Here is a 21654-nt window from a genome sequence, read left to right as displayed (position 1 = left end):
TGGCGGAAACCAGGCCTTAAGGGTTATTTCAGGCGATCCTGCAAATAGCGTTGGTAGTCAGGGATGGCGATTTCTACTTCGCTTTTGAACAGTGAAGAGCCAATCAGAAAATCTGCGGTTGAGCGGTTGGTGGCGACGGGGATATTCCACACGGTCGCCAGGCGCAGCAGGGCTTTCACATCCGGATCATGGGGGACCGCGTTCAAGGGATCCCAGAAGAAGATCAACATATCGATTTTGCCTTCGGCAATCAGTGCACCAACTTGCTGGTCGCCCCCCATCGGCCCGCTCAGCATGCTATGCACCGGAATACCACTGGCTTGTTGCACCAGGTTACCGGTGGTGCCGGTGGCATAAAGTTGGTGTTGTTCCAGCAAGGCCTTATTGTCTTCTACCCATGCCAGCAGGGCTTGTTTACGGTGATCGTGCGCCACCAGCGCAATGTGTTTGCGCGCGGCGATAGTGCGGGTGGTAAATTCCATCTGGATTTCCTTCGCTAATCAGGGGATGTGCGACAGATTACTGAAACTGCTTTTCACTGCCTAGCGTTTACACCTGAAAATGCGAAGAAAGCGCGCCTTTAAATAAAGGCGTCGGCAATCTTACTTAACGCACTGCCTGTTTATTGGCCCAGTGGAGAAAACGCTTCTGCGTTTCTTTGTCCGCCTGCTGATACCAGTATTGCAGCATCTGTTCGGAAACGTTTTCACCTTTCAGCGTCACCGTGGGGGAGTTTAACACTGCGCTACCCAGTGAGGAGGAGGCAGTGGAGCGTGCGTGGGTGAAGGCCGGTACGGAGGCAGGGCGTTTCTGACTGTTATAATCCGCCATTACCTTTTCCAGATCGACGCTGAGCGTGACGCCATCGGGGTGCAATACATCGTGTTTCATCACCAGCGCGTTGCCGTTTTTATCAATCACCTGATAATTTAGCGTCTTGTCAAATCGCTGACCGTCCCGAACATTTTCAATGCGCGGCAGCTCAATGGCGACGGAGCTGACATTTTGCGTATTGAAGGTGGCGATCAGCGGTGGTGAAGTATAGGCCGTTTGATCGTTTTGCCCTGAGCGTACAGATTTGACCACTTTAAACAGCAACTGATGTTGCCCGCCATCCAGCTCCAGGCTGTCGGCGCCTTTTAACAACGATCCTGTCATTTTCTTGCCGTCGACCACCAGCAGGTCGATGTCAGGGGAGAGTTTCAGGGTCGTAGCCACGGCAGGCATGCTAATACTGATGCTGAGCAGCCCCGCAACCATCAGACCAAATTTCATTGTTATCTCCTTATAAGTAGCATCGCTATCAGTGTTGAACACGCCACAGGTTGTGTCAAAGTTTTTCAGCATCATGGTTTAAGTTACAAATGTACACACTTATATTCATTTTGACACTTTTTAAACCGGCATATGCTGGCAGTGACAGCATCAGACCGCAAAAGTCGCCGGGAGTTTCCGGGACCCCAGGTTTAGCCGATTTAAGGTCAATGGGTTACACTCGAAATAGGGAAATCCCCCGTTGATCATTGGGAGCGGAAAATGCAAGACAACGAGATTGCCGGTCTGTTGCAGCAGGTGAAAACCATTGCGCTGGTGGGTGCCAGTGACAATCCGGCACGACCCAGTTTTGGTGTGATGGCCTATCTGCTTGCACAGGGATATCAGGTTACGCCGGTCAGCCCAAAACTGGCCGGAAAAACGCTGCTAGGTCAGCAGGCCTATGGCACATTGAAAGATATTCCGCATCCGGTGGACATGGTTGACGTGTTCCGTAATTCAGAAGCGGCATACACGGTAGCGCAAGAGGCCATTGCGATCGGTGCCAAGGCTCTGTGGCTGCAAATCGGCGTTATTAATGAACAGGCAGCGGCATTGGCAAGCGAAGCGGGGTTGAAGGTGGTGATGGATCGCTGTCCTAAAATCGAAATCCCGCGTCTGGGGCTGGAGCGCTGAAAAATAAAAAGCCTGGCATAGTGCCAGGCTCTTATCGGGTGTTTCTCAGGCCTGGCGCATCAGTTGCGCAGGCGTGGGGCTTGTAGCTGGTGTCGGATAGACTCCGCCAATTCGTCCAGCGATGGTTGTTCAGGATGAGCGTCCTGGGCTTCCCCATCTAACTGTGCTTCCGCCAGATAGGTATGCACCGGTTGGCCTTCTTCGTCTTCCATCACCACGTGGTACCAAGGAGCGAACCGTAGATCGGTATTCGCCGCTATTTCATCAGCTTTAGGCTGGTCCATAGAGTATTCAGGGTCGATATCAATCACCACCCCCAAATACCCCAGCAGCTTATGCCGAACCTGTTGCCCGATACCGAATTTGCTGGCAATCATGATGACCTCCTGAGAAACAGTGCCTTGCTCTCTATATGAGGGCAAAACAGCGTATTTCAAGTTACATCACCCGACACGCAAACCCTTTCAAATACAGCCCTTCAGGATAAGTCGCGATAACCGGGTGATCGGCAGCCTGACGATACTGCTCTATAAATTGTACATCACGCCCGGCATCTACAGCGGCATCGGCTAAAATTTTCTGGAATAAATCGGTTGGCATCAGGCCGGAACAAGAGAAGCTGAGTAAAATACCGCCCGGGTTCAGCAATTGCAGCGCCAACATGTTGATATCTTTGTAGCCGCGGCAAGCACCGGCCAGTTGGTTCTTGTTTTCGACGAACTTCGGCGGATCCATAATGATCAGGTCGAATTTCTCACCCTGAGTACGGTAGGCGCGCAGCAGTTGGAACACGTCATCACGGACAAATTCGGCTTTGCTCAGGTCTAACTTGTTCAGCTCGACGTTCTGTTTGGCGATATCCAATGCGGCTTGCGACGTATCAACGCTGATCACCTGCGTACAGCCACCCATCAGGGCAGACACGGCGAAGGCACCGGTATAGGAGAAGCAGTTCAGTACGCGACGGCCGGCGGAGTAATTACGTGCTGCCAGACGGCTGTCGCGCTGGTCGAGGTAAAAACCGGTCTTATGGCCTTGCTGAATATCTACCAGTAGTTTCATGCCATGTTCGGTAATCGGCAGCAGAGCAGGGGGCAGATCGCCCAGCACCTGGCCTTGGGCTAACGGTAAACCTTCTTTTTTACGCACTGCTACGTCTGAACGATCGTAGATGGCACATTCCGGGTAACAATGCTGCAAAGCGGTAATCAACGCGGCACGCTGATATTCAGCACCGGCGGACAGTAACTGCAGCACCAGGAAGTTCTGGAAGCGATCGATAGTGATGCCCGGCATACCGTCGGATTCACCGGCAATCAGACGGTAGCTGTCCAGCCCATCACGTTTGGCAACCCAATCACGCCAGGTTTGCGCCTGTTGTAAACGGCGGATGAAGAATTCGATGTTAATCTCTTCTTCTTGCTGGAAAGTCCAGACGCGGGCGCGGATTTGCGACTCCGGCGAGTAGGCACCGCGTGCCAGCCATTTGCCCTGGGCGTCGTGAATATCGATGGTTTCGCCAGAAAGGGCTTTACCTTCAATACGTTGAACAGCGCCGGAAAATACCCATGGGTGGCGACGGAGTAAGGACTTTTCACGTCCTTTGGCGAGATACAGGCGTACGGTCATAATTAAGAATGCTGCCAGCTAGATAAAAAGAGTGACATCGCCGTGCAAACGCACAGGCAATACCATAAATGTAAGTCGATAAGGGGGCGATTATGACACAAGTTTGCATTGCTGCGTATGCCTATGGCGTAGTGCAAGGGGTTGGGTTTCGCTATAACACCCAGCATCATGCGACGGCGTTGGGATTGAGCGGTTACGCACGTAATCTTGATGACGGCAGCGTAGAAGTGGTGGCCTGCGGCGAACAACCTCAGGTGGATAAACTGGTGGAATGGCTGAAAAATGGCGGCCCGCGCAGCGCACGTGTTGATCGCGTGCTGGTGGAACCGCGAGGCACCGCCGATTATCAAGGCTTCAGCATTCGCTATTAGCCGGGTATCAGATGCATTTTACCGGTTTCGGCAGGCCGGCAATTTTGGTGGCCTGCTTGGCCGGACCTTTGGGGAACAGACGGTAGAGATAACGGCTGTTGCCTTTCTCTTCGCCGTATTTCTGCGCCATGGCTTTGACCAGCATGCGGATCGCCGGTGAAGTATTAAATTCCAGGTAAAAGCTGCGGACGAAACGCACTACTTCCCAATGTGCCTCGCTCAGTATTATCTCTTCCTGTGCGGCCAGCAGTGGCGCCAGGGCCTCATGCCAGTCCGCGCTGTTTTTCAGGTAACCCTGTGCGTCGGTTTCAATAACCTGACCTTCATACTCCAACATACTGCCTCGGTAACGGGTAATTCAGAACGGCCGCCAGTTTAGCAAACTTTTGTCGCTGCAAAAAATAAAGCCCCGCCGGAGCGGGGCTTTGGGTATTTCTCAGACGTTGAATCAGTTGCTGCGCGCGAAGCCCAGAATGCTCAACAGGCTGATGAACATGTTGTACAGCGACACGTACAGACTGACGGTGGCGCGAATGTAGTTAGTTTCGCCGCCGTGGATAATGTTGCTGGTTTCCCACAGGATGGCACCGGCGGAGAACAGGATAAACAGCGCGCTAATGGCCAGATGCAGGGCAGGGATCTGCAGGAACAGGTTGGCGATGACGGCAACGAGCAGCACCACAAAACCGGCCATCATCATCCCGGACAGGAACGACATATCCTTGCGCGTGGTCAGCACGTAGGCCGAACAGCAGAAGAACACCACCGCGGTGCCACCCAGTGCCAGCATGATCAGGTCGCCGGCTCCGGTATTAATGAACGAGCTGAGGATCGGCCCCAGGGCGTAACCCATAAAACCGGTCAGCGCGAAGGCCGCCAGAATGCCCGCTGGGCTGTTCGCCAGCTTATGGGTCAGGAACATCAGCCCATAGAAACCGACCAGCATCAGCAACAGGCCCGGCGCCGGCAGCCCCAGCATGGTGCTGGCCGTTGCGGTAAGCGCAGAGAAAGCCAGCGTCAGCGAAAGCAGGAAATAGGTGTTACGCAGAACCTTATGTGTACTCAGTAACGAGTCACGCGAGGAGGATGAGACGACAATACGGTCCATAATGATCTCTCTTATCAGGTCATCACAAAATTAGTGACGATGATAGGCAGCGCAAGCATTTGATTAAAGTTTGTTTACCAATCTTTACCCTTAGTCATCATTGCTGCAACATTGAACCGGCGTTGGTGGTTTCTTCAACGCTTGCACGTCAGTTGCTGTTTTTTCGCTCGATTGAACGGTAATGGGCTTTACAAGCGGATCAGCTGTGTTTATAGTTCGGCTCGTTGCGGAGGGGTGGCCGAGTGGCTGAAGGCAACGGTCTTGAAAACCGTCGACGGGAAACCGTTCCAGAGTTCGAATCTCTGCTCCTCCGCCATAAATTATGACCCCGTGCTCTTAGAGCGCGGGGTTTTTTTATGTCCTAAAGATGGCTTGTTGCGCTGATGTCATAGTGCTTATGGCATAAAAAAACCGCCCCGGATGGGGCGGCTGAATAGAACAGTAGCGCAGGGAACTAGCGTACCAAATGCAGGAAGTGCAGGTGTTTCTCGTACTGGTCGAGAATATCGTGGATGATCTGTTCTTGCGTCCAGCCCATCACATCGTAATCCTGGCCCCCTTCCTTCAGGTGGACTTCACCCCGGTAGTACTTATGTTCTTCATCACGTTCTTCGTCTTTCAACCCGGCCAGGGCAAAGGCCGGTTGAATGTAAGCCCGCAGGCGCACCTCATAGACAAAGTTCAGGTCTTCACCCAAATCGACTTCGAAACGGATGCGATCGTCCTGTGAATCATCAATCGAGGACGTGGTGTTTTGCTTGGCTAATTCTGCTTCTACCAGCGTCATGGCTGGTTGAACCACTTCACCGACAAACCGTTTTACCTGAGAGCGTTTAGGGAAGTAGGCGATATTACGTAAGCGCCGTTGCCATGAGATCGGATTGCGTGCGGCAGTCGGTGCAATAGTGGTCATCACCTGGCTGTCGCGCTTATAGGCGTCGATACGCAAGGCCTTTAATAGCCCGTAGATCGACACCAGCAAGATCATCGAGAACGGCAGGGCACTGGCGATGGTCACGGTTTGCAGCGCGCTTAGCCCACCTGCGAGCAGCAGGGCAATGGCGACCAGACCCATCATGGCGGCCCAGAAAATCCTCTGCCAGACCGGCGTTTGGTCGGTACCACCGGAAGCCAGGGTATCTACCACCATCGCCCCCGAATCCGCCGACGTGACGAAGAACACCACCACCATCGCCATGGCGATAAATGACAGAATATTAGAGAACGGGAAATGTTCCAGGAAGTTGAACAACGCCAGTGCTACGTCATTTTGCACCGTGTCAGCCAGATCGCGCGCCCCTTCGGCCATGATCAGATTAATGGCACTGTTACCGAACACCGTCATCCACAGCAGTGTGAAACCTGCGGGAACGAACAGCACGCCGGTGACGAATTCACGGATGGTACGTCCGCGTGAAACGCGGGCGATAAACATGCCGACGAAAGGCGACCAGGACAACCACCAGCCCCAATACAATAGCGTCCACCCGCCCAGCCAGTTACTGGATTTTGGCTCGTAGGCATACAGGTTAAAAGTCTTGCTGACGATGTCAGAAAGATAACCGCCGGTATTTTCTACAAAGGATTTTAGTAACAGCACGGTTGGGCCGAGTGCAGCCACCAGGACCAGCAGCAGCACCGCCAGGCCGAGGTTCAATTCGGACAGAATGCGGATGCCTTTATCCAGCCCGGACACCACTGACAGCGTCGCCAGGCCGGTGATCACCACGATCAGCACCACCTGTACCGTGGCGTTGATCGGCAAGCCAAACAGGTGGTTAAGACCGGCATTGACCTGTAAGACGCCGTAGCCCAATGAGGTGGCGACGCCGAACACGGTACCGATCACCGCAAAAATATCTACCGCGTGGCCAATCGGCCCATAGATGCGATCGCCAATAATCGGGTACAACGCGGAACGCAGCGTCAGCGGCAGGCCGTGACGATAGCTGAAGAAGGCCAGAATCAACGCCACGATGGCATAAATCGCCCAGGCATGCAGGCCCCAGTGGAAGAAGGTTAGGCGCATGGCCTGTTTAGCCGCTTCCACTGTTTCCGGCGTTCCGACAGGGGGAGAAAGGTAATGCATCACCGGTTCGGCGACACCAAAGAACATCAGACCGATGCCCATCCCGGCGGAAAATAGCATGGCGAACCATGAAACATAACTAAAGTCGGGTTGGGCGTGATCCGGCCCAAGCTTGATATTGCCGTAACGCGACAAACCCAGATAGGTCACGCTCAGCAGGATCAGTGCGACCGCCAGAATGTAAAACCAGCTGGCGTTGGTGAAAATACCCTGTTGCAACGCTTTGAATTTGCGATCGGCTAACTCGGGGTACAGGGCGGCAAAGGCCACCAGGATGATGATTAAAGCGGCAGAGATAAAAAATACCGGAGGATTGATATGGCTACGACGTGCCACAATTTCAGTGTCGTTTTGGCTCATAGAATACCTTCTAGCTAGTCCGTTAGGGAATGGGGGTTAATCCTTTAAAACAGCTCCATAAAAAGTGGGCGAACAGCTGCCCGAGAAATTTAACTCGGCGAGTATAGCGAAAAAACGAGGTAATTGACATTTTTTGGTTAAAACGGCTATTTTAAGTGGTTTTGTTAGATGTTTTAGCTATATGAAAAGAGAGCGCTCAGGAAAGACAATTCACTCTTTTCGAAGGGATAAGACAGCCTGGCCGAGTAATGCCTGTATGTACATCAACACCGCAGCAGACTGCGGCTGTCGGGCGTCAGTGGTAGGAAAGGAGCTTTTAGCGGCGGGGTAGAGCAGATCATGAGAGAAACCCCTATAACAGCGGCTTGAACCAGAGGGATGTGCCGTTGGCGCTTGATCAGAGTCATACAGAGGGTAAAATAGAGCGACGCGATCGCGCTTAACGCTTTCATGGAGATAGAGATGAGCTGGTATCAAATAGCATTGTGGACCATGATTTTTCTGAAGTCCGGTGCGTTTCTGGTGTTCGTTTGGTGGTGGATGTTCAAACGTGCCACTAAACCTTACGTTCGCCCGCAAGATGTTGTCATTGACGAAACGCCGGATGATGACAATCTGACCATGGAAGAAGTGATGAACAAACACGGCATCACCCGTGTGGAGAATCAAACTCAATAACCGCACCTTACGCCGGAATAAATGCAGAAACTATCCCTGTGCGACTTGCGGCCATGCCAGCAGGCCAGGGATAGCTCCCCAGCCTGCAGTCACAGTATTTAACGCCGTTTTCTCCCTACCCGCCATACCAGAATCAGCAACGCCAGTACCGCAATGCCGATTGCCGGAGCCATATAAGGCTGCAACCGCGCCAGCAGTGGGATCGGGCCGCCTTGGCGCAATATGGCGACGTCCGCGGCGCTGACTTTAACCGCCGGGTTACCATACTGTTGCAGGACAAAGTTGCTGATAGCGGCGATCTGTTGATCGTTCAGTGGATTCACATACGACTGTGGGCCAAAGTTTGGCATCAGCACGTGTTGACTGCCGACCCTTCTCTCAACGCCAAACAGCATGGCCGAAATCAGGTTAGCCGGGTTGCCGACACCGGTGGCGGTATTGTTGAACAACGAAGGGTAAGCCTGATTTTTACTGCCGCTGCCGTCCGGCTGATGACAGCTGGCGCAGTTGCCGCTGAACAGTGCGGCGCCGTCGGTCAGGGTGTTATTCGCCGTGGCAGGCTGTAACCCGCGCAACTGAGGCTCAACACTCGATGGCTTGCCATAGCTGTCGGCAGCCTGGCTGTCGTTGAGGTCGCGGATCGGCGTGGTGCTTTTCAGATAAACGGCGATGGCCGATAGATCCTCATCGGAAAAATACTGCAGGCTGTTTTCGATAGCCTCCGCCATGCCGCCCGCCGCCTGATTCTTGCCGGCCACCTGGCCCGTTTTCAGGTACTGGACCAATTGCTGCTGACTCCAACCGCCGATGCCGCTGATCGGATCTGAAGTGATGTTGGGGGCATACCAACTGCCCACCATACCGCCCGCCAGCGCCTGGCTATCGTCTTCAGCCATCAGCAGGTTGCGTGGGGTGTGGCAGGTGTCGCAGTGCCCCGGACCATTGACCAGATAGGCCCCGCGGTTCCATTGTTCGCTCTTGTTGGCATCGGGCGCAAAGCGACCGTCTTTCAGGAACAACAGATTCCAGGCGGCCATGCTAAAGCGCAGGTTGAACGGGAATGGCAGGTCGGTCAGCGTATTTTTCTGATCGGCCGGTTTCACGCCGTGCATAAAGTAGGCATACAGCGCCGTGATATCCGCGTCGCTCAACCGGGTGTAAGAGGTATAGGGCATGGCGGGGTAGAGGTGGGTGCCATCGGCACGAATACCGTCCCTGACCGCGCGGGCAAACTGCTGTTCGCTATAACTGCCAATACCCTCGACGTTGGACGGGGTGATATTAGTGGCGTAAATCACCCCCATGGGGGAACTGATACCATAGCCGCCGGCAAACGGCGTACCGCCTTCCGGTTTGGTATGGCAGGCCTGGCAGTCGGAGGCGATGGCAATCTGTTCGCCTTTCTTAATCAACGCCACGCCGCTCAGGTCAGCTTCGTTTGCCGCCTGTGCGGCGCTGCTGCCGAGTAACAGCAGGGATAGCAGCGTCAGTCTCGCCTGTTTTCTCATGACTTCACCGCCAGCTTGCGCGCAATGTCATCGGCGGCCTTGATGCCCAACGCCGCCATGGTCAGGGTACTGTTCACCACGCTGGCGGAAGGAATGGCACCACCGCCCGGCAACCAAAGATTGGCATGGTCATGAGTCCGGCAGTTACCGTCCACCACCGAATCTTCAGGGCTGTGGCCCATGATGGTGCCGCCCATAATATGGTTGTTGGCGTTCAGGCTGGTGGTGATATTAAACTCATCGGCGTCAAACAGCTGACCAATGTGCTCCAGTTGTTTGTGCGCGGCCTCTGCACCTTTACGCACGTAGTCGCCAACGTCGTAGTGGATGTCCGGGCAAGGCAGGCCATGGGCATCTTTGCGGGTTTTGCTCAGCGTCAGGCGGTTATTCGGGTCTGGTAACGGTTCCAGACTAATGGACAAATCGACGCCATAGGCGGCGCGACGGCGGATCTCGGCATCTAACGCTTTGCCGACCAACCCTTTTTCCAACGCCTGTTGGGTTGCAGGTACCACCCGGTTGATGTTGTTGAGGATCATTTTATTGGCCGAGTAGTCTTTACGGAACTCACCATCACGCGGGCCAACCAGACAGCTGCTTTGCGCCGGACCACGGCCCAGCCACAGAGGTTCTTTCGCCAGGAAAGTGCAGTGAAAACCTGAATGGTCCATCATGTTGCGGCCCACCTGATCGGAAGCGTTGGCGATGCCGTTCGGATTGCGCTCATTAGCGGCCATCAGCAGCAGGCGTGGGGTTTCTATGCCATTACAGGCCAGCGCAAAAGCCTTGGCCGTGGCCTGATGGGACTGTTTTTTGCTGTCCAGCCAATGTACCGCAGTCACCTGATTCTGTTCATCGGTGTCGATTTTGTACACCACCGCTTCCGCCAGCACGACCGCGCCTTTCATCTCTGCGCGTTCAACGTGATGAATACCGTTGTACATGGCGCCTATCGGGCAGATGGGCTGGCAATTGTTGTTACCACAGCAGGTCGGACGGCCTTTCCACGGATGGGTACTGCGCCCCTGCGGGATCGGAACCGACCGGTAGCCGTGCGGGTTGACCACTTCGGCAAAGCGGATATCGCCGTGAGCCCAGGGCACCATATCCATCGGGTAGGGTTTACTGCGCTCAACCGGGGACTGCTGTTGCGGATCGTTAGGGCCAGCTACGCCAATTTCTTCTTCGGCCCGGCAATAGTAGGGTTCCAGCTCGTCGTAGGAAATCGGCCAGTCGCGACCCACGCCATACAGGGTTTTCATTTGGAAATCGCTGGGCAGATGACGCCAGCAGGAAGCGGCCCAGTGCCAGGTGGTGCCGCCGACGGTACGCAGATAACCCTGCTTGAAACTGCCTGCGCTGGGGCCACTCAGGGCCACATAGTTGTTTTCCGGGAAGTAGAGCGGTGCGGTGGCGAACTCCGATTGCGGATACAGCCCCTGGTAATCAGAGCCGGCGCGGTTGTCAAAAGGCATATTGCGCCAGTTCTCTACCGCCTGGCCGCGTTCGATGCGCAGGCCCGCCTCCAGTACCAGCACAGAATACCCCTGGCTGACCAATTGATCGGCCATCATGCCGCCGACAATGCCGGAACCCACGATCACAATATCGGCCGAGGCGTTGCCATCGGCGGTAAATACAGGTTTTTTCATCAGAAGGCTCTCAGATCACAGGGAAACATTGACGGCAGGCGGAGCCGCGGTCCACCACAGCGGGCCATTGCCGCAGTAAGTGGGAACGATCAGCGCGTCGCTGGCGGGGCGATACATCAACGCATCTTTGTAGGCAATCAGCTGCGCCGTTTGGCCATGGCCGACGGTGCCGGTATACCAGGCGGTGATAATCGCGGTGACCACTTCCTGCAAGCCGGCCTGGATCGCCTGCTGCTGCAACTGTTGCGCACTTTGGCCCGCTTGTAACAGACCTCCGAGTTGCTCAACCTGTGCAGTGAACTGGGCATTCTGATTATGCAGCGCAGTAAAAATACGCGCCGACATTCCCTGATCGATATCCTGATGTTCGGTCAATGTCTGAGATATTTTGAAGAAGCGAGCAAACTGCAAGGGGTTGGCTGCAGCGGTTTGTTGTTCAGCCAGGCTGAGGAAAGGATAACTGAGCAGCGAGCCGGCCAGCAGGGTTGAGGCCAGCCCCAGCAGCACTTCACGTCGACTGAAACCGGTTCCATTTTTGGCTGGTAGCCCACCATCGTCTGATAACAAATTTTCCATGTGTTTTTCTCACAACAGGTGTTAGTGCCGAATAAGGCAAAAGGGAGCGGGTAAAGAGGGATAAAAAATAGTCAACAATGGAATAACTCCATTGCTTATGGTTTTGTATCTAATAATTTGGCGGGATATTAACTTGGCGATAACTTTCCAGCAATAAACTTGCTTAGATGCCATGACAAAACAGCACGTAAAGAATAAAAAACCCGCCGCAGCGGGTTTCCGGTTTATGCGTTAACTCTTGCAACCCATCAATTCCGGCAGCACGCCCGGTTTAGCCTTCAGCGACGCCTGGACGTCCTCTGGCAGACCCGCCCAGATAATCAACCCGGTGCGTTTCTCGATTTCACTGACCGTTACGCGGTACTGACAGAAATCGGCGCTTTTCGGGGTGTTTTGATCAAACAGAAACGCCGCATAGTGGTTCACTTCCGGGCTGTTGTTAATAAAAATCACCTTCCAGTAAGCGCTGGGAATGGTGTGCGCTTTTTGGGTGCCTGGCAATTTGCCCATATTGCGTTCGTACAGCGGCCCGGTCACGGTATACACCGAACTGATGTCTGCGCGGTCAATCAGCTTGCGTTCCTGATCTTCCAACCGCGCCCAGGATCCCTGGTTCAGGTCGGCCATCTGAGGCGTGATGTTGGAAAGGTAGTTCAGCGACTCCCAGTCAGACACGCCCGCCAGTGAGGCCAGCGGTGCCTGATGCCCACGGTCAACCTTCAGCGCCGCATTGGCACCGGTGTAGTCTGCCGGGATCAGGGTATCCGCCGGGTTCAGCGCCGGATCGGTTTTCCAGTTGCGGGTTTTACCGCTGGCCGGTGTGTCTTTGGTGATGTGATAAGCCACCCAGTTGGCAAACTTGGTGGTGCTGTTGTTGTTCAGCGTATAAGCATGGCGAACGATCGACACGTTGCTGCTGCCGCCGGTTGGGCAACCGACCGCACAGTTGTCGATGGATTCCAGCGCCTCGGCGGAAGCCTGAGCGGCAAACAACAGGGCGGCCAGAGCTAACATCTTGTTAAAACGCATATTCATGTCCTCAATAAGTTAAAATAATACTGTATGTATTTACAGTAAAATTAACTTATCGCAATGAAACGAATACAACAATGCAACACATTCACGTTACGAATGTGTCAGCGTTGGTACAGCAAAGTTGAGGAAAAACAGGCTATACGGCGACAGGGCCGCGGAGGTATCAAAAACGCCAAAAAGCGCGTGAGCACAAAATCAGCATAGGGTAGATCTCAAGGCGGCCCAGCAGCATCGCCGAGCACATCAGCCATTTGGCCGCATCGCTGAGCGTACCAAACCCGGCGGCGGTTTCACCAAAGCCTAATCCCATATTATTGATACAGGCGGCGACGGTAGCGAAGGAAGTGACCAGGTCATAGCCCATCAGATTCAGCAGCCAGACAAAAAAACAGCTGAAGAAGACGTAGAGAAAGAAGAAGCTCCAGACCGAACGCAACACCCGATCCTGAATCGGCGCGTTGCCGACCTTGATGGTGAAAATGGCGTTGGGATGGACCAGTTGGTTGATCTCATGTCGGCTCTGCTTGTACATGATCAGAAAACGCAGTGCCTTGATACCGCCGCAGGTTGAACCGACGCAGCCACCAAAAAAGCTCGCTGCCAACAGCAACATAATGGTGTGGGAGGGCATTTTGGCATAGTCAGCGGTGGCCAGCCCGTTATCGGTCATCATCGAACTGGTGAGGAAAAAACCGTGTACGAAAGAGTCTTTGGCACCGTACATACCGGAGCGGTACAGCTCGAAACAGACAATGGCCACGATAATCGCCAGCACCAACAGGAAAAAGCGCAGTTCCGGGTTTCTATACAGCGGCTTCAGGCTGCGGCGGCCCACGGCGACGAAATACAGGGTGAAATTCACTGCGGCCAGAATCGAAAAGATCCCGCCGACCATTTCCACCGCTGAGCTGTCGTAAAAACCCAGGCTCTCATTACGGGTAGAAAAGCCCCCGAGCGAAACGGTGGAGATCCCATGGCAGAGTGCATCAAACCACGGCATGCCCGCAATACGGAACGCCACCGTACAGGCCAACCCCAGGCCAAGATAAATCAGCCACAGGTTTTTCGAGGTGTCGGCCAGCCGCGGAGTCAGACGTTCTTCTTTGAACGGTCCCGGCATTTCCGACTGATAAAGTTTGGCGCCACCAATGCCCAACAGCGGCAGCACCGCGACGGCCAACACAATGACGCCGAGGCCGCCGATAAAATTGAGCTGGGAGCGGTAGTAGAGAAAAGACTTAGGTAAACCGGAGACATCATTAAGTACCGATGCGCCGGTGGTAGTGATGCCGGAAACGCCTTCGAACATGGCATCGGTCAGGCTGATATTAAGCGTGTCATCCATCCACAACGGCAGGGCGCTGACCATAGAAAACAGCAGCCAGAACAACACAATAATCAGAAAACCGTCCTGTGTGCGAAGCTGCACCTTGGACTGCCGCGTGCTGAACCAGCCCAATCCGCCGAGAGAGCCGGCAATCACCAGCGTATAGAAGAAGGAAAAAACGCTTTTTTCTTTATACAACAACGCCACCAACAGGGGGGGAATCATTGACAGGCTGTAAAGGAAAACTAAAAAACTGCAAAGATGAATAACGACCAGGATCTGTTTATTCTTGACCATACTTGCGCCCGAGTTGCCAGTCGGCAATGAGTCAATTTATTCTTTAAGTATATAAAGAATAAGGCAGACGATATAAAAAAAGCGTAAAAATTCATATCGTCTGCGAAGGTTGGCACGTTTTTTAACCGTGGTGGTGATTATTCCAACAGATTGTTTACGGTGCGACGCACGTATTGCGTCATCTGCGCCAGATCTTCGGGTGACACCGGTCCGCCACCGGCATGGACGACCTGCTGTTCAATCTGGGCAATTTCCTGCTCGACCTTATTGGCAATCTGCACCTTGACGATTTTATCCACCGACGAGAGCAGTACCTTCAACACCACTTTCAGCGCCACATTCTCGCAGAACGAATCGTAGTGATGGACCGCAGGCGGCGCCGCGGGTGGCTCGGGTGCGCGCGGGGCCATAGCCTTGAAACTGTCTACATTTTCAATAATAAGATCCAGGTCTCTTATTAGTTCATCAAAATCTTTAGACACTGACTTATTTCCCTTCGCTATGCGCAAAAACAGAACGCCCGTCATCAGGGCACAGGCCGGTGATTGACGGGCAGAACGAATTTCGACCGTGACGTTCAGGTAGTGAATGGCAGGCTGAGCGGCATTTTAACCTTGCTGCGGGTTGGCAACAAGATGGGGCCGAAGGAATCAACGGCCCCAGAGAGCAGGTAACTGAAGGTTATCGCTTAACTTTTCAGCTTGGCGGTGATTTTCGCCACGTGTTCACCCTGATAACGGGCAATGGTCAGCTCTTCCGGGCTGGGTTGGCGTGAACCGTCGCCGCCGGCGATGGTGGTTGCGCCATAAGGGGTACCGCCGCGGGTTTGCGAGACATCAAACAGTTCCGGAGTGGCATAGCCGATCGGCACAATAATAAAGCCGTGGTGCGCCAGCGTGGTCCAGGTGGAGGTGATGGTGTGCTCCTGACCGCCGCCGGTTCCGGTCGAGGAGAAGACGCTGCCCACTTTGCCGTACAGTGCACCGGAAGCCCACAACCCACCGGTTTGGTCGAGGAAGGTACGCATTTGGCCGGCCATATTGCCAAAGCGGGTTGGGGTGCCGAAGATAATGCCGTCGTAATCGGCCAACTCCTGCGGGCTGGCTACCGGTGCTTTTTGATCTTGTTTACCGCCGGCTTTGGCAAAGGCCTCTGCCGGTATGGTTTCCGGCACGCGTTTCAGGGTCACTTCAACGCCACTGACCCGGCGAGCGCCTTCCGCTACCGCCTCTGCCAGGGTTTCAATATGTCCGTACATTGAGTAATAAAGGACCAGTATTTTCGCCATGTTCCATTCTCCGCTCTGGTGATTGCAAGATATGCCCCCCTAAGCATAGGAGTGAATGAAGAACTTATCCTCGCGGTTTTATTTTATTCCGGCCATCGCCAGCAGTGTGCCGAAGGTAATCAGCAGGCCGCCAAAGGCTCTGTCGATACCTTTGCGCATGCGCAACAGGCGCGCATTGATGCGGGGGGCGGAAAACAGCAGCGCGACGGCACTGAACCAGAGAATATGGGCGAGTGAAATAAACAGCCCATAACCGATTTGTACGCTGAGCGGTGTCTGCGGGTTAACCACCTGCATAAACAGGCTGACGATAAAAATGGTGGTTTTCGGATTGAGCAGGTTGGTTAAAAAGCCGGTTTTCAGCGCGACAATATCGTTGACGGCGGCTGGCGTGCTGGAAGATGGGGCTGAATGGGCACCGGCGCTACGCAGCATACTGACGCCAAGATAGATCAGGTAGGCGGCGCCAATCGCCTTCAGCAGGGTGAATAACCACAGCGACTGCTGGATTAACACACCGACCCCAATCAGGGTATAGCTGACATGGATCAGCACGCCAGCGCCAATGCCACAGGCGGTTACTACCCCGGCGCGGCGGGAGAGCAGCAGGCTGTTGCGTGACACCATGGCAAAGTCCGGCCCTGGACTGATGACGGCGAGTAAAGTGATGGTGACGACAGCGAGGAGTTCGGTCATAGTTATCCTGGCAATAAATCAGAAAAGAGTGGCTGATTTATAAGAGAAATGACCGATGGTGACAAACGATGAAAACTGACCGTATCGGTGAGAAAAACTCACCTAGTGTTAATCGACCGCTGTCGCTGGGAGGGCTGCGTTGTTTTGAGGCCGCCGCGCGACTGGAAAGTTTTACTCAGGCGGCGAACAGCCTGAGTTTGACGCACGGTGCGGTTAGCCGCGCGGTCAGAGGGCTGGAGGATGAACTCGGTGTGGCATTGTTTGAACGCCGCCATCGGCGGGTGTACCTGACGGCAGCCGGACGTACGCTATTGCAGGCGTCACAACAGGCATTCGGCATTCTGGAGCACAGCGCACAAACGCTGCGGCAGCAGGCGCAGGACGCACCGCTGATATTGTCCTGCGAGCCGACGCTATTGATGCGCTGGCTGATACCGCGTCTGCCGGCATTTCAGTTGGCACACCCGGACATCAACCTGCAACTGGTGGCTGGCGGTGGGCAGTTTTCGTTTCACGATGGGATTAGCGCCGCTATCCGTCGCAACGATTTTGACTGGGGCGATAAGCTGCACAGCGTGGCGTTGTTCAACGAACGGGTCGGGCCGGTGTGCAAACCTGAAATGCTACGGCGTTTCGTGACCGCCAATGGCGGCCAGCCGCAGTTGAGCCAAGATGCGGTGCTATTGCACTCGGCCACTCGACCCGATGCCTGGCGACAGTGGGCGCAAGCACAGGGCGTCGCGCTGGCGGGGCGATCGGAACAGCGCTTTGATCATTTCTACTTCAGTTTACAGGCGGCGGTGGCGGGAATAGGTATTGCCATCGGCCCGTGGCAACAGGTGCGTGATGATGTCGCTAGCGGGTTGCTGTGCGCACCTTTTGGTTTTTCGTCGGACGGCAGTGGTTACTGTTTGCTGACGCCGCTAGAAATCCGGCCGGGCAGTGCGCTGGCCCGGTTGACGGATTGGCTACAGCTTACGGCATGCGCCTGAGTTTTTCTGCCAGGCGTTGTTGTTGCCAGCGACTGAAAACATCACGTAACAGCAGAGTACGGGTGGCACGCATGACCAGTGCGATGCTCATGCCGCCGATGGCCCACAGCGACCACAGATATTGCGGATGGGTAAACCAGTTGATGGCAAACAGCATCAGGCTGATGCAGGCAAACCGTACCGCCATACTCAACAGCTTGGTTTCCGCCGCGACCTGCCGGCGAATGGCCTGTTCTGCCTGATGATTATTGTCAGCTTTTTCCTGCTGTGTCGGCTGGTAAAGATCGCTGACCTGCAGCCCCATGGCTGCGGCAATGGCGGTCAGGGTCTCCAGACTGGCCTGTTCACCATTTTCAATACGTTGAACCGTGCGGCTACTGAGGCCGGCAATGGTGGCCAATTGCTCTTGTGACCAGCCCTTTTCCAGCCGTAATGGCCTGATGCGGTAAGTTTGCATTGCGTTCTCCAAAATGAACCCTCAATGAGACAAAGTGTAGGGGCTGGCAGCATCGACCGCCACGACACTAGCATGACATGTGCACGACAGACGGGTGACAGCCCACTGAAAATGCGGGCTGTTGTGGCGACTAGAAGGTGACGTTGCGGATAAAACGTAAGGGTTGCTGGCTGTGGTTAGCGTAAGCGTAGTGTTGATCGCTGTTGAACACTTGGGTTTGGCCAGCTTCCAGCGTCAAGGTTTGTTGTTCCAGTACCAGCGTCAGGCTCCCGGCGATGACGTAGATAATTTCGCTCCAGCCTTCGGCATCCGGCACCGAGTCGTAGTGCTCGCCCGGCATCAGCGTCCATTCCCAGAGTTCAACCCGCTGGCGCGCAGGCACGCTGGCGGCGAACAGCGCCTGACTTGCCGGTTGAACCCCTTGCCAGGCCAGTTCACCCACCAAATGGTTGCCACGCGCTTCGGGTGCCTGGATAAGATCGGTGAAGGCGATATTCAGCGCATCGGCCAGTTTGTCCAGCACCGCCAGGCTGACGTTACGGTCACCGGCTTCAATGCCGGCCAGCATGCGGCGGCTGACGCCGGATCTTTGTGCCAGCGCCACCTGACTGAGCCCCGCCTGTTGGCGATAACCGCGCAGGTTACTGCTCAGGTATTGCAGCACTTTGGGCGCTTCATGTTTGCCGCTGTTCACTGTATTGCTCATCCGCAGGCTTTACCTCATACTGGCAGGATCTGTGCATTATATTGCACCCAGCAGGAAGGGCAAGCCGGTGTCCGCAGTAAAAAAATCCTTTATTTCCGCCTTCATTCCCAAGATAAAACGACAGGAAGCGGTGCTGATTTTCATCACCATGATCTGGGGCGGCACCTTTTTGGCGGTGCATCTTGCCATGCAGGTCAGCGGGCCGTTCTTTTTCGTTGGTTTGCGCTTCGCCGCCGCCACGCTGGTGCTGATGTTGTTTTCGCTGCGCAGTCTGCGCGGACTGACCTGGTATGAACTGAAAGCAGGCGTGTTTATCGGCGTGGCCATTATGTTCGGCTATGGTCTGCAAACCGTGGGGCTACAAACCATCAGCAGCAGTCAGTCGGCGTTTATTACCGCCATGTATGTGCCTATGGTGCCGCTGCTGCAGTGGCTGGTATTGGGGCGTTTTCCCGGCGTGATGGCCTGGGTCGGCGTGTTGCTGGCATTCAGCGGCCTGATGCTGCTGGCGGCGCCGAGCAGCACCGATATGACGCTCAGCGTGGGTGAGATACTGACGCTGATTGGTACGCTGGGCATGGCCGCCGAGATCATTTTGATTGGCGCTTATGCGGGTAAGGTGAATGTTAAGCGGGTGACGTTGGTGCAACTGGCGACCGCCTCGCTGGCCTCGTTCCTGATGATGGTGCCGACCGGTGAGTCGGTGCCGCCGTACAGCAGCTATCTGTTGTACAGCGCAATCGGTCTGGGGATGGCCAGCGCCATTATTCAGGTAACAATGAATTGGGCGCAACGCAGCGTTTCACCGACGCGTGCCACGGTCATCTATGCCGGTGAACCGGTCTGGGCCGGGTTGGTCGGACGTATTGCCGGCGAACGTTTGCCCGGCGTAGCCCTGTTAGGCTGTGCGCTAATCGTGTTGGGAGTGCTGGTTAGCGAACTGCGCATCCGTCGCAAGGGAAAAGCGGCGGCGCTGGCCGAATAAGGCCCGATTACCGGGCCTTTGCGATGGATTAACGTACGGGACTGTCTGCCAGCGGCAGTGCTTTGCGCTTGCGCAGCAGGGCATTGAGGATAATGGCACCGAAAGTGGCAGTGCCGATCCCGCCCATGGTGAAGTTGCCAATGGTCAGTGCAAAATCCCCCGCACCCAGTACCAGCGTGACCGCCACCATAATCAGGTTGCCGTTATCACCCAGATCCACCTTGTTCTGCACCCAAATGCGCGCTCCGGCGACGGCGATCAAACCGAACACCACTACCGAGGCACCGCCCAGCACCGGGCCGGGAATGGTGTGGATCAACGCACCGAACTTCGGTGAAAAGCCCAATACAATCGCCACCACCGCCGCCGCGACAAACACCAGCGTAGAGTAAATCTTGGTCACCGCCATCACGCCGATATTCTCAGCATAGGTGGTCACTCCGGTACCACCCACCGAGCCGGAGAGCATGGTCGCCAGACCGTCCCCGACGAAGGCGCGGCCGATATAAGGGTCGAGATCGCGGCCGGTCATGCCCGCCACCGCTTTGACATGCCCGAGGTTTTCCGCCACCAGAATAATTGCCACCGGGGCAATCAGCAGCATGGCGTGCAGGTTAAACACCGGCGCGGTGAACTGCGGCAGACCGAACCAGGCCGCCTGGCTCAGTGCGCTGTAATCCACCGGTTTGCCAAGCCTTAAGCCATTGGTCGCCACCACGTAAATCAAATAGGCGGCAATCAATCCCACCAGGATCAACAGCCGCTGCATCAGCCCACGGGTGAATACCGCTACCGAGCCAATACACAGGATGGTGACCACCGCCATCCAACTGTCAAAATTGGATGCCGAGACGCTGCGTACGGCGATCGGGGCCAGATTCAGGCCGATCGCCATCACCACGGCACCGGTCACCACCGGCGGCATCAGACGTTCGATCCAGCGGGTACCGACGCTCATCACCACAAAGCCGATCAGCAGATACACCAGGCCGCAGGCGATGATGCCGCCGAGTGCCAACGCGATATTCGGGTTAGCGCCCTGGCCACTGTAACCGGTCAGGGTGATCACCAGCCCGACAAACGCCGCGCTGGAGCCGAGGTAACTCGGTACCCGGCCGCCAACCACCAGGAAAAACAGCAGCGTGCCGATGCCGGACATCAGAATAGCCAGATTGGCGTCAAAGCCCATCAGCAGCGGCATCAGTACCGTGGCACCAAACATCGCCACCGCATGTTGCAAACCCATCACCAGCGTCTGCGCCAGTGGCAATCGTTCATCGGGCGCGACGATCGCGCCATCCAGATTGCCTTGTTTCATACGCCATTGGGGAAACCAGGTATTCGCCATCGTTATCTCCAAAATGTTGAGTGCAGGTTAGGGTGACTGGTGAGTGCGTGTTTAGCGATTATCCGTCGCTGCCTGCTTTGGCAACGCGTGATAGCGTCGGTCGAAGTAGGCCAGGCCATGGCTGTCGTCATTACGCGTCAGCGCTACCGCCTGACAGAACAGAATGTCGTGAGTGCCGACGCTGACAATCTGACTGATCTGGCAGTCGAACGAGACCACCGCACCGTGCAAAATGGGGGAGCCGGTCGCCAGCGTAGACCAGCGCGCGGCAGAGAAACGCAGGTCCATCGGCGTTTTTCCGCCAAACAAATTCGACAGCGACTCGTGCTCCGCCGCCAGGGTATTGACGCACAGCGTCTGGTTTTGCTTAAACACCGAATAGACCGAGGCGGATCGATTCAGGCACACCAACAGCGTTGGCGGCGTATCGGTGACGCTGCATACCGCCGAGGCGGTAAAGCCGGCACGGCCGGCGGGCCCATCGGTGGTGATGATATTGACCGCCGAACCCAGGCGCGCCATGGCGTCGCGGAAATCCTGTTTTTCTACGTACGGTGGCGCTAGTGGCGCATCGGCAAGCAGCGTTTGGCTTTGCATGAGGT

24 protein-coding genes and 1 tRNA gene are annotated in these 21654 nt (G+C 55.2%); 6 read left to right on the top strand and 19 right to left on the bottom strand.

Features of this window, described 5'->3' with window-relative positions; all coding sequences use genetic code 11:
• Positions 1 to 23 precede the first annotated feature (23 nt).
• Together BEI65_RS00910 and BEI65_RS00905 are read right to left on the bottom strand one after the other, a co-directional pair.
• Positions 24 to 482, bottom strand: coding sequence for a methylglyoxal synthase (locus BEI65_RS00910; protein WP_099061702.1), 459 nt, complete (start codon positions 480 to 482; stop codon positions 24 to 26).
• Between the two features lie 124 nt (positions 483 to 606).
• On the bottom strand, positions 607 to 1275 hold the full coding sequence (locus BEI65_RS00905) for a DUF2057 family protein (protein WP_099061701.1): 669 nt from the start codon (positions 1273 to 1275) through the stop codon (positions 607 to 609).
• A 261-nt stretch (positions 1276 to 1536) separates the two neighbouring features.
• Here BEI65_RS00905 and BEI65_RS00900 point away from each other — a divergent pair, with 261 nt between their 5' ends.
• On the top strand, positions 1537 to 1950 hold the full coding sequence (locus BEI65_RS00900) for a CoA-binding protein (protein ID WP_099061700.1): 414 nt from the start codon (positions 1537 to 1539) through the stop codon (positions 1948 to 1950).
• Positions 1951 to 2009: 59 nt separating this feature from the next.
• Here the strand turns inward: BEI65_RS00900 and hspQ are convergent, their stop codons facing one another.
• Both hspQ and rlmI read right to left on the bottom strand, forming a co-directional pair.
• Entirely contained in the window at positions 2010 to 2327 is a 318-nt protein-coding gene (gene hspQ, locus BEI65_RS00895; RefSeq protein ID WP_085116120.1) for a heat shock protein HspQ, read from the bottom strand.
• A gap of 61 nt (positions 2328 to 2388) precedes the next feature.
• The gene (gene rlmI / locus BEI65_RS00890) at positions 2389 to 3579 is read right to left on the bottom strand and encodes a 23S rRNA (cytosine(1962)-C(5))-methyltransferase RlmI (protein WP_099061699.1); all 1191 of its coding nucleotides are present in this window, start codon (positions 3577 to 3579) and stop codon (positions 2389 to 2391) included.
• Between the two features lie 92 nt (positions 3580 to 3671).
• Between rlmI and yccX the strand changes: the two genes are divergently transcribed.
• Complete coding sequence (gene yccX / locus BEI65_RS00885; RefSeq protein WP_099061698.1) at positions 3672 to 3950, top strand: acylphosphatase; 279 nt, start codon at positions 3672 to 3674, stop codon at positions 3948 to 3950.
• Between the two features lie 7 nt (positions 3951 to 3957).
• On the opposite strand, the gene tusE is transcribed toward yccX, so the two are convergent.
• Together tusE and yccA are read right to left on the bottom strand one after the other, a co-directional pair.
• On the bottom strand, positions 3958 to 4287 hold the full coding sequence (tusE, locus tag BEI65_RS00880) for a sulfurtransferase TusE (RefSeq protein ID WP_099061697.1): 330 nt from the start codon (positions 4285 to 4287) through the stop codon (positions 3958 to 3960).
• Between the two features lie 111 nt (positions 4288 to 4398).
• Positions 4399 to 5058: an FtsH protease modulator YccA gene (yccA, locus tag BEI65_RS00875; protein WP_004942825.1), complete on the bottom strand. Its 660-nt coding sequence runs from the start codon at positions 5056 to 5058 to the stop codon at positions 4399 to 4401.
• Positions 5059 to 5286: 228 nt separating this feature from the next.
• Here yccA and BEI65_RS00870 point away from each other — a divergent pair.
• Positions 5287 to 5374, top strand: a tRNA-Ser gene (locus BEI65_RS00870).
• Between the two features lie 138 nt (positions 5375 to 5512).
• Here BEI65_RS00870 and BEI65_RS00865 read toward each other — a convergent pair.
• Positions 5513 to 7507: a choline BCCT transporter BetT gene (locus BEI65_RS00865; protein WP_085116149.1), complete on the bottom strand. Its 1995-nt coding sequence runs from the start codon at positions 7505 to 7507 to the stop codon at positions 5513 to 5515.
• 462 nt (positions 7508 to 7969) lie between these two features.
• Between BEI65_RS00865 and BEI65_RS00860 the strand changes: the two genes are divergently transcribed.
• Complete coding sequence (locus tag BEI65_RS00860) at positions 7970 to 8185, top strand: hypothetical protein (RefSeq protein WP_099061696.1); 216 nt, start codon at positions 7970 to 7972, stop codon at positions 8183 to 8185.
• Between the two features lie 98 nt (positions 8186 to 8283).
• Here the strand turns inward: BEI65_RS00860 and BEI65_RS00855 are convergent, their stop codons facing one another.
• The 8 genes from BEI65_RS00855 to BEI65_RS00820 form a co-directional block, all read right to left on the bottom strand.
• Positions 8284 to 9693, bottom strand: coding sequence for a cytochrome c (locus BEI65_RS00855; protein ID WP_099061695.1), 1410 nt, complete (start codon positions 9691 to 9693; stop codon positions 8284 to 8286).
• The gene (locus BEI65_RS00850) at positions 9690 to 11345 is read right to left on the bottom strand and encodes a GMC family oxidoreductase (RefSeq protein ID WP_099061694.1); all 1656 of its coding nucleotides are present in this window, start codon (positions 11343 to 11345) and stop codon (positions 9690 to 9692) included. Before BEI65_RS00850 ends, BEI65_RS00855 begins: the two co-directional genes overlap by 4 nt.
• Positions 11346 to 11360: 15 nt before the next feature.
• On the bottom strand, positions 11361 to 11921 hold the full coding sequence (locus BEI65_RS00845; protein WP_099061693.1) for a sugar dehydrogenase complex small subunit: 561 nt from the start codon (positions 11919 to 11921) through the stop codon (positions 11361 to 11363).
• A gap of 231 nt (positions 11922 to 12152) precedes the next feature.
• Positions 12153 to 12950, bottom strand: a complete 798-nt coding sequence (locus BEI65_RS00840) for a DNA/RNA non-specific endonuclease (RefSeq protein WP_099061692.1) — start codon at positions 12948 to 12950, stop codon at positions 12153 to 12155.
• 169 nt (positions 12951 to 13119) lie between these two features.
• Complete coding sequence (locus tag BEI65_RS00835; RefSeq protein ID WP_099061691.1) at positions 13120 to 14580, bottom strand: TrkH family potassium uptake protein; 1461 nt, start codon at positions 14578 to 14580, stop codon at positions 13120 to 13122.
• Between the two features lie 137 nt (positions 14581 to 14717).
• Positions 14718 to 15029: a hypothetical protein gene (locus tag BEI65_RS00830; RefSeq protein ID WP_085116193.1), complete on the bottom strand. Its 312-nt coding sequence runs from the start codon at positions 15027 to 15029 to the stop codon at positions 14718 to 14720.
• A 239-nt stretch (positions 15030 to 15268) separates the two neighbouring features.
• Positions 15269 to 15868, bottom strand: a complete 600-nt coding sequence (wrbA, locus tag BEI65_RS00825) for an NAD(P)H:quinone oxidoreductase (RefSeq protein WP_085116155.1) — start codon at positions 15866 to 15868, stop codon at positions 15269 to 15271.
• A gap of 78 nt (positions 15869 to 15946) precedes the next feature.
• Positions 15947 to 16564, bottom strand: coding sequence for a LysE family transporter (locus BEI65_RS00820; RefSeq protein WP_099061690.1), 618 nt, complete (start codon positions 16562 to 16564; stop codon positions 15947 to 15949).
• A 68-nt stretch (positions 16565 to 16632) separates the two neighbouring features.
• Here BEI65_RS00820 and BEI65_RS00815 point away from each other — a divergent pair, with 68 nt between their 5' ends.
• Entirely contained in the window at positions 16633 to 17556 is a 924-nt protein-coding gene (locus tag BEI65_RS00815) for a LysR family transcriptional regulator (RefSeq protein WP_099061689.1), read from the top strand.
• Here the strand turns inward: BEI65_RS00815 and BEI65_RS00810 are convergent.
• Together BEI65_RS00810 and BEI65_RS00805 are read right to left on the bottom strand one after the other, a co-directional pair.
• Positions 17540 to 18013, bottom strand: a complete 474-nt coding sequence (locus BEI65_RS00810; protein WP_099061688.1) for a helix-turn-helix domain-containing protein — start codon at positions 18011 to 18013, stop codon at positions 17540 to 17542. The two genes, BEI65_RS00815 and BEI65_RS00810, sit on opposite strands and share 17 nt — an antisense overlap.
• A 130-nt stretch (positions 18014 to 18143) precedes the next feature.
• The gene (locus BEI65_RS00805; protein WP_099061687.1) at positions 18144 to 18719 is read right to left on the bottom strand and encodes a helix-turn-helix domain-containing protein; all 576 of its coding nucleotides are present in this window, start codon (positions 18717 to 18719) and stop codon (positions 18144 to 18146) included.
• Positions 18720 to 18786: 67 nt separating this feature from the next.
• Here BEI65_RS00805 and BEI65_RS00800 point away from each other — a divergent pair, with 67 nt between their 5' ends.
• Positions 18787 to 19704, top strand: a complete 918-nt coding sequence (locus BEI65_RS00800) for a DMT family transporter (RefSeq protein ID WP_099061686.1) — start codon at positions 18787 to 18789, stop codon at positions 19702 to 19704.
• Positions 19705 to 19732: 28 nt separating this feature from the next.
• Here the strand turns inward: BEI65_RS00800 and rutG are convergent, their stop codons facing one another.
• Together rutG and rutF are read right to left on the bottom strand one after the other, a co-directional pair.
• The gene (gene rutG, locus BEI65_RS00795) at positions 19733 to 21052 is read right to left on the bottom strand and encodes a pyrimidine utilization transport protein G (protein ID WP_099061685.1); all 1320 of its coding nucleotides are present in this window, start codon (positions 21050 to 21052) and stop codon (positions 19733 to 19735) included.
• Positions 21053 to 21103: 51 nt separating this feature from the next.
• Positions 21104 to 21649 (bottom strand): NADH-dependent FMN reductase RutF, encoded by a 546-nt coding sequence (gene rutF, locus BEI65_RS00790; RefSeq protein WP_085116160.1) that lies wholly within the window; start codon positions 21647 to 21649, stop codon positions 21104 to 21106.
• Between the last annotated feature and the right edge of the window lie 5 nt (positions 21650 to 21654).

The sequence above is a fragment of the Serratia sp. BW106 genome, assembly GCF_002607755.1.
In the GTDB taxonomy this organism is placed as follows: domain Bacteria; phylum Pseudomonadota; class Gammaproteobacteria; order Enterobacterales; family Enterobacteriaceae; genus Serratia; species Serratia proteamaculans.
This window is presented reverse-complemented; position numbering and strand designations above follow the sequence as displayed.

Bases quoted from the DNA above. Each gene is read 5' to 3' on its own strand.
- BEI65_RS00910 (WP_099061702.1), bottom strand. From the start codon at position 482: ATGGAATTTACCACCCGCACTATCGCCGCGCGCAAACACATTGCGCTG.
- BEI65_RS00905 (WP_099061701.1), bottom strand. From the start codon at position 1,275: ATGAAATTTGGTCTGATGGTTGCGGGGCTGCTCAGCATCAGTATTAGC.
- BEI65_RS00900 (WP_099061700.1), top strand. From the start codon at position 1,537: ATGCAAGACAACGAGATTGCCGGTCTGTTGCAGCAGGTGAAAACCATT.
- hspQ (WP_085116120.1), bottom strand. From the start codon at position 2,327: ATGATTGCCAGCAAATTCGGTATCGGGCAACAGGTTCGGCATAAGCTG.
- rlmI (WP_099061699.1), bottom strand. From the start codon at position 3,579: ATGACCGTACGCCTGTATCTCGCCAAAGGACGTGAAAAGTCCTTACTC.
- yccX (WP_099061698.1), top strand. From the start codon at position 3,672: ATGACACAAGTTTGCATTGCTGCGTATGCCTATGGCGTAGTGCAAGGG.
- tusE (WP_099061697.1), bottom strand. From the start codon at position 4,287: ATGTTGGAGTATGAAGGTCAGGTTATTGAAACCGACGCACAGGGTTAC.
- yccA (WP_004942825.1), bottom strand. From the start codon at position 5,058: ATGGACCGTATTGTCGTCTCATCCTCCTCGCGTGACTCGTTACTGAGT.
- BEI65_RS00865 (WP_085116149.1), bottom strand. From the start codon at position 7,507: ATGAGCCAAAACGACACTGAAATTGTGGCACGTCGTAGCCATATCAAT.
- BEI65_RS00860 (WP_099061696.1), top strand. From the start codon at position 7,970: ATGAGCTGGTATCAAATAGCATTGTGGACCATGATTTTTCTGAAGTCC.
- BEI65_RS00855 (WP_099061695.1), bottom strand. From the start codon at position 9,693: ATGAGAAAACAGGCGAGACTGACGCTGCTATCCCTGCTGTTACTCGGC.
- BEI65_RS00850 (WP_099061694.1), bottom strand. From the start codon at position 11,345: ATGAAAAAACCTGTATTTACCGCCGATGGCAACGCCTCGGCCGATATT.
- BEI65_RS00845 (WP_099061693.1), bottom strand. From the start codon at position 11,921: ATGGAAAATTTGTTATCAGACGATGGTGGGCTACCAGCCAAAAATGGA.
- BEI65_RS00840 (WP_099061692.1), bottom strand. From the start codon at position 12,950: ATGCGTTTTAACAAGATGTTAGCTCTGGCCGCCCTGTTGTTTGCCGCT.
- BEI65_RS00835 (WP_099061691.1), bottom strand. From the start codon at position 14,580: ATGGTCAAGAATAAACAGATCCTGGTCGTTATTCATCTTTGCAGTTTT.
- wrbA (WP_085116155.1), bottom strand. From the start codon at position 15,868: ATGGCGAAAATACTGGTCCTTTATTACTCAATGTACGGACATATTGAA.
- BEI65_RS00820 (WP_099061690.1), bottom strand. From the start codon at position 16,564: ATGACCGAACTCCTCGCTGTCGTCACCATCACTTTACTCGCCGTCATC.
- BEI65_RS00815 (WP_099061689.1), top strand. From the start codon at position 16,633: ATGAAAACTGACCGTATCGGTGAGAAAAACTCACCTAGTGTTAATCGA.
- BEI65_RS00810 (WP_099061688.1), bottom strand. From the start codon at position 18,013: ATGCAAACTTACCGCATCAGGCCATTACGGCTGGAAAAGGGCTGGTCA.
- BEI65_RS00805 (WP_099061687.1), bottom strand. From the start codon at position 18,719: ATGAGCAATACAGTGAACAGCGGCAAACATGAAGCGCCCAAAGTGCTG.
- rutG (WP_099061685.1), bottom strand. From the start codon at position 21,052: ATGGCGAATACCTGGTTTCCCCAATGGCGTATGAAACAAGGCAATCTG.
- rutF (WP_085116160.1), bottom strand. From the start codon at position 21,649: ATGCAAAGCCAAACGCTGCTTGCCGATGCGCCACTAGCGCCACCGTAC.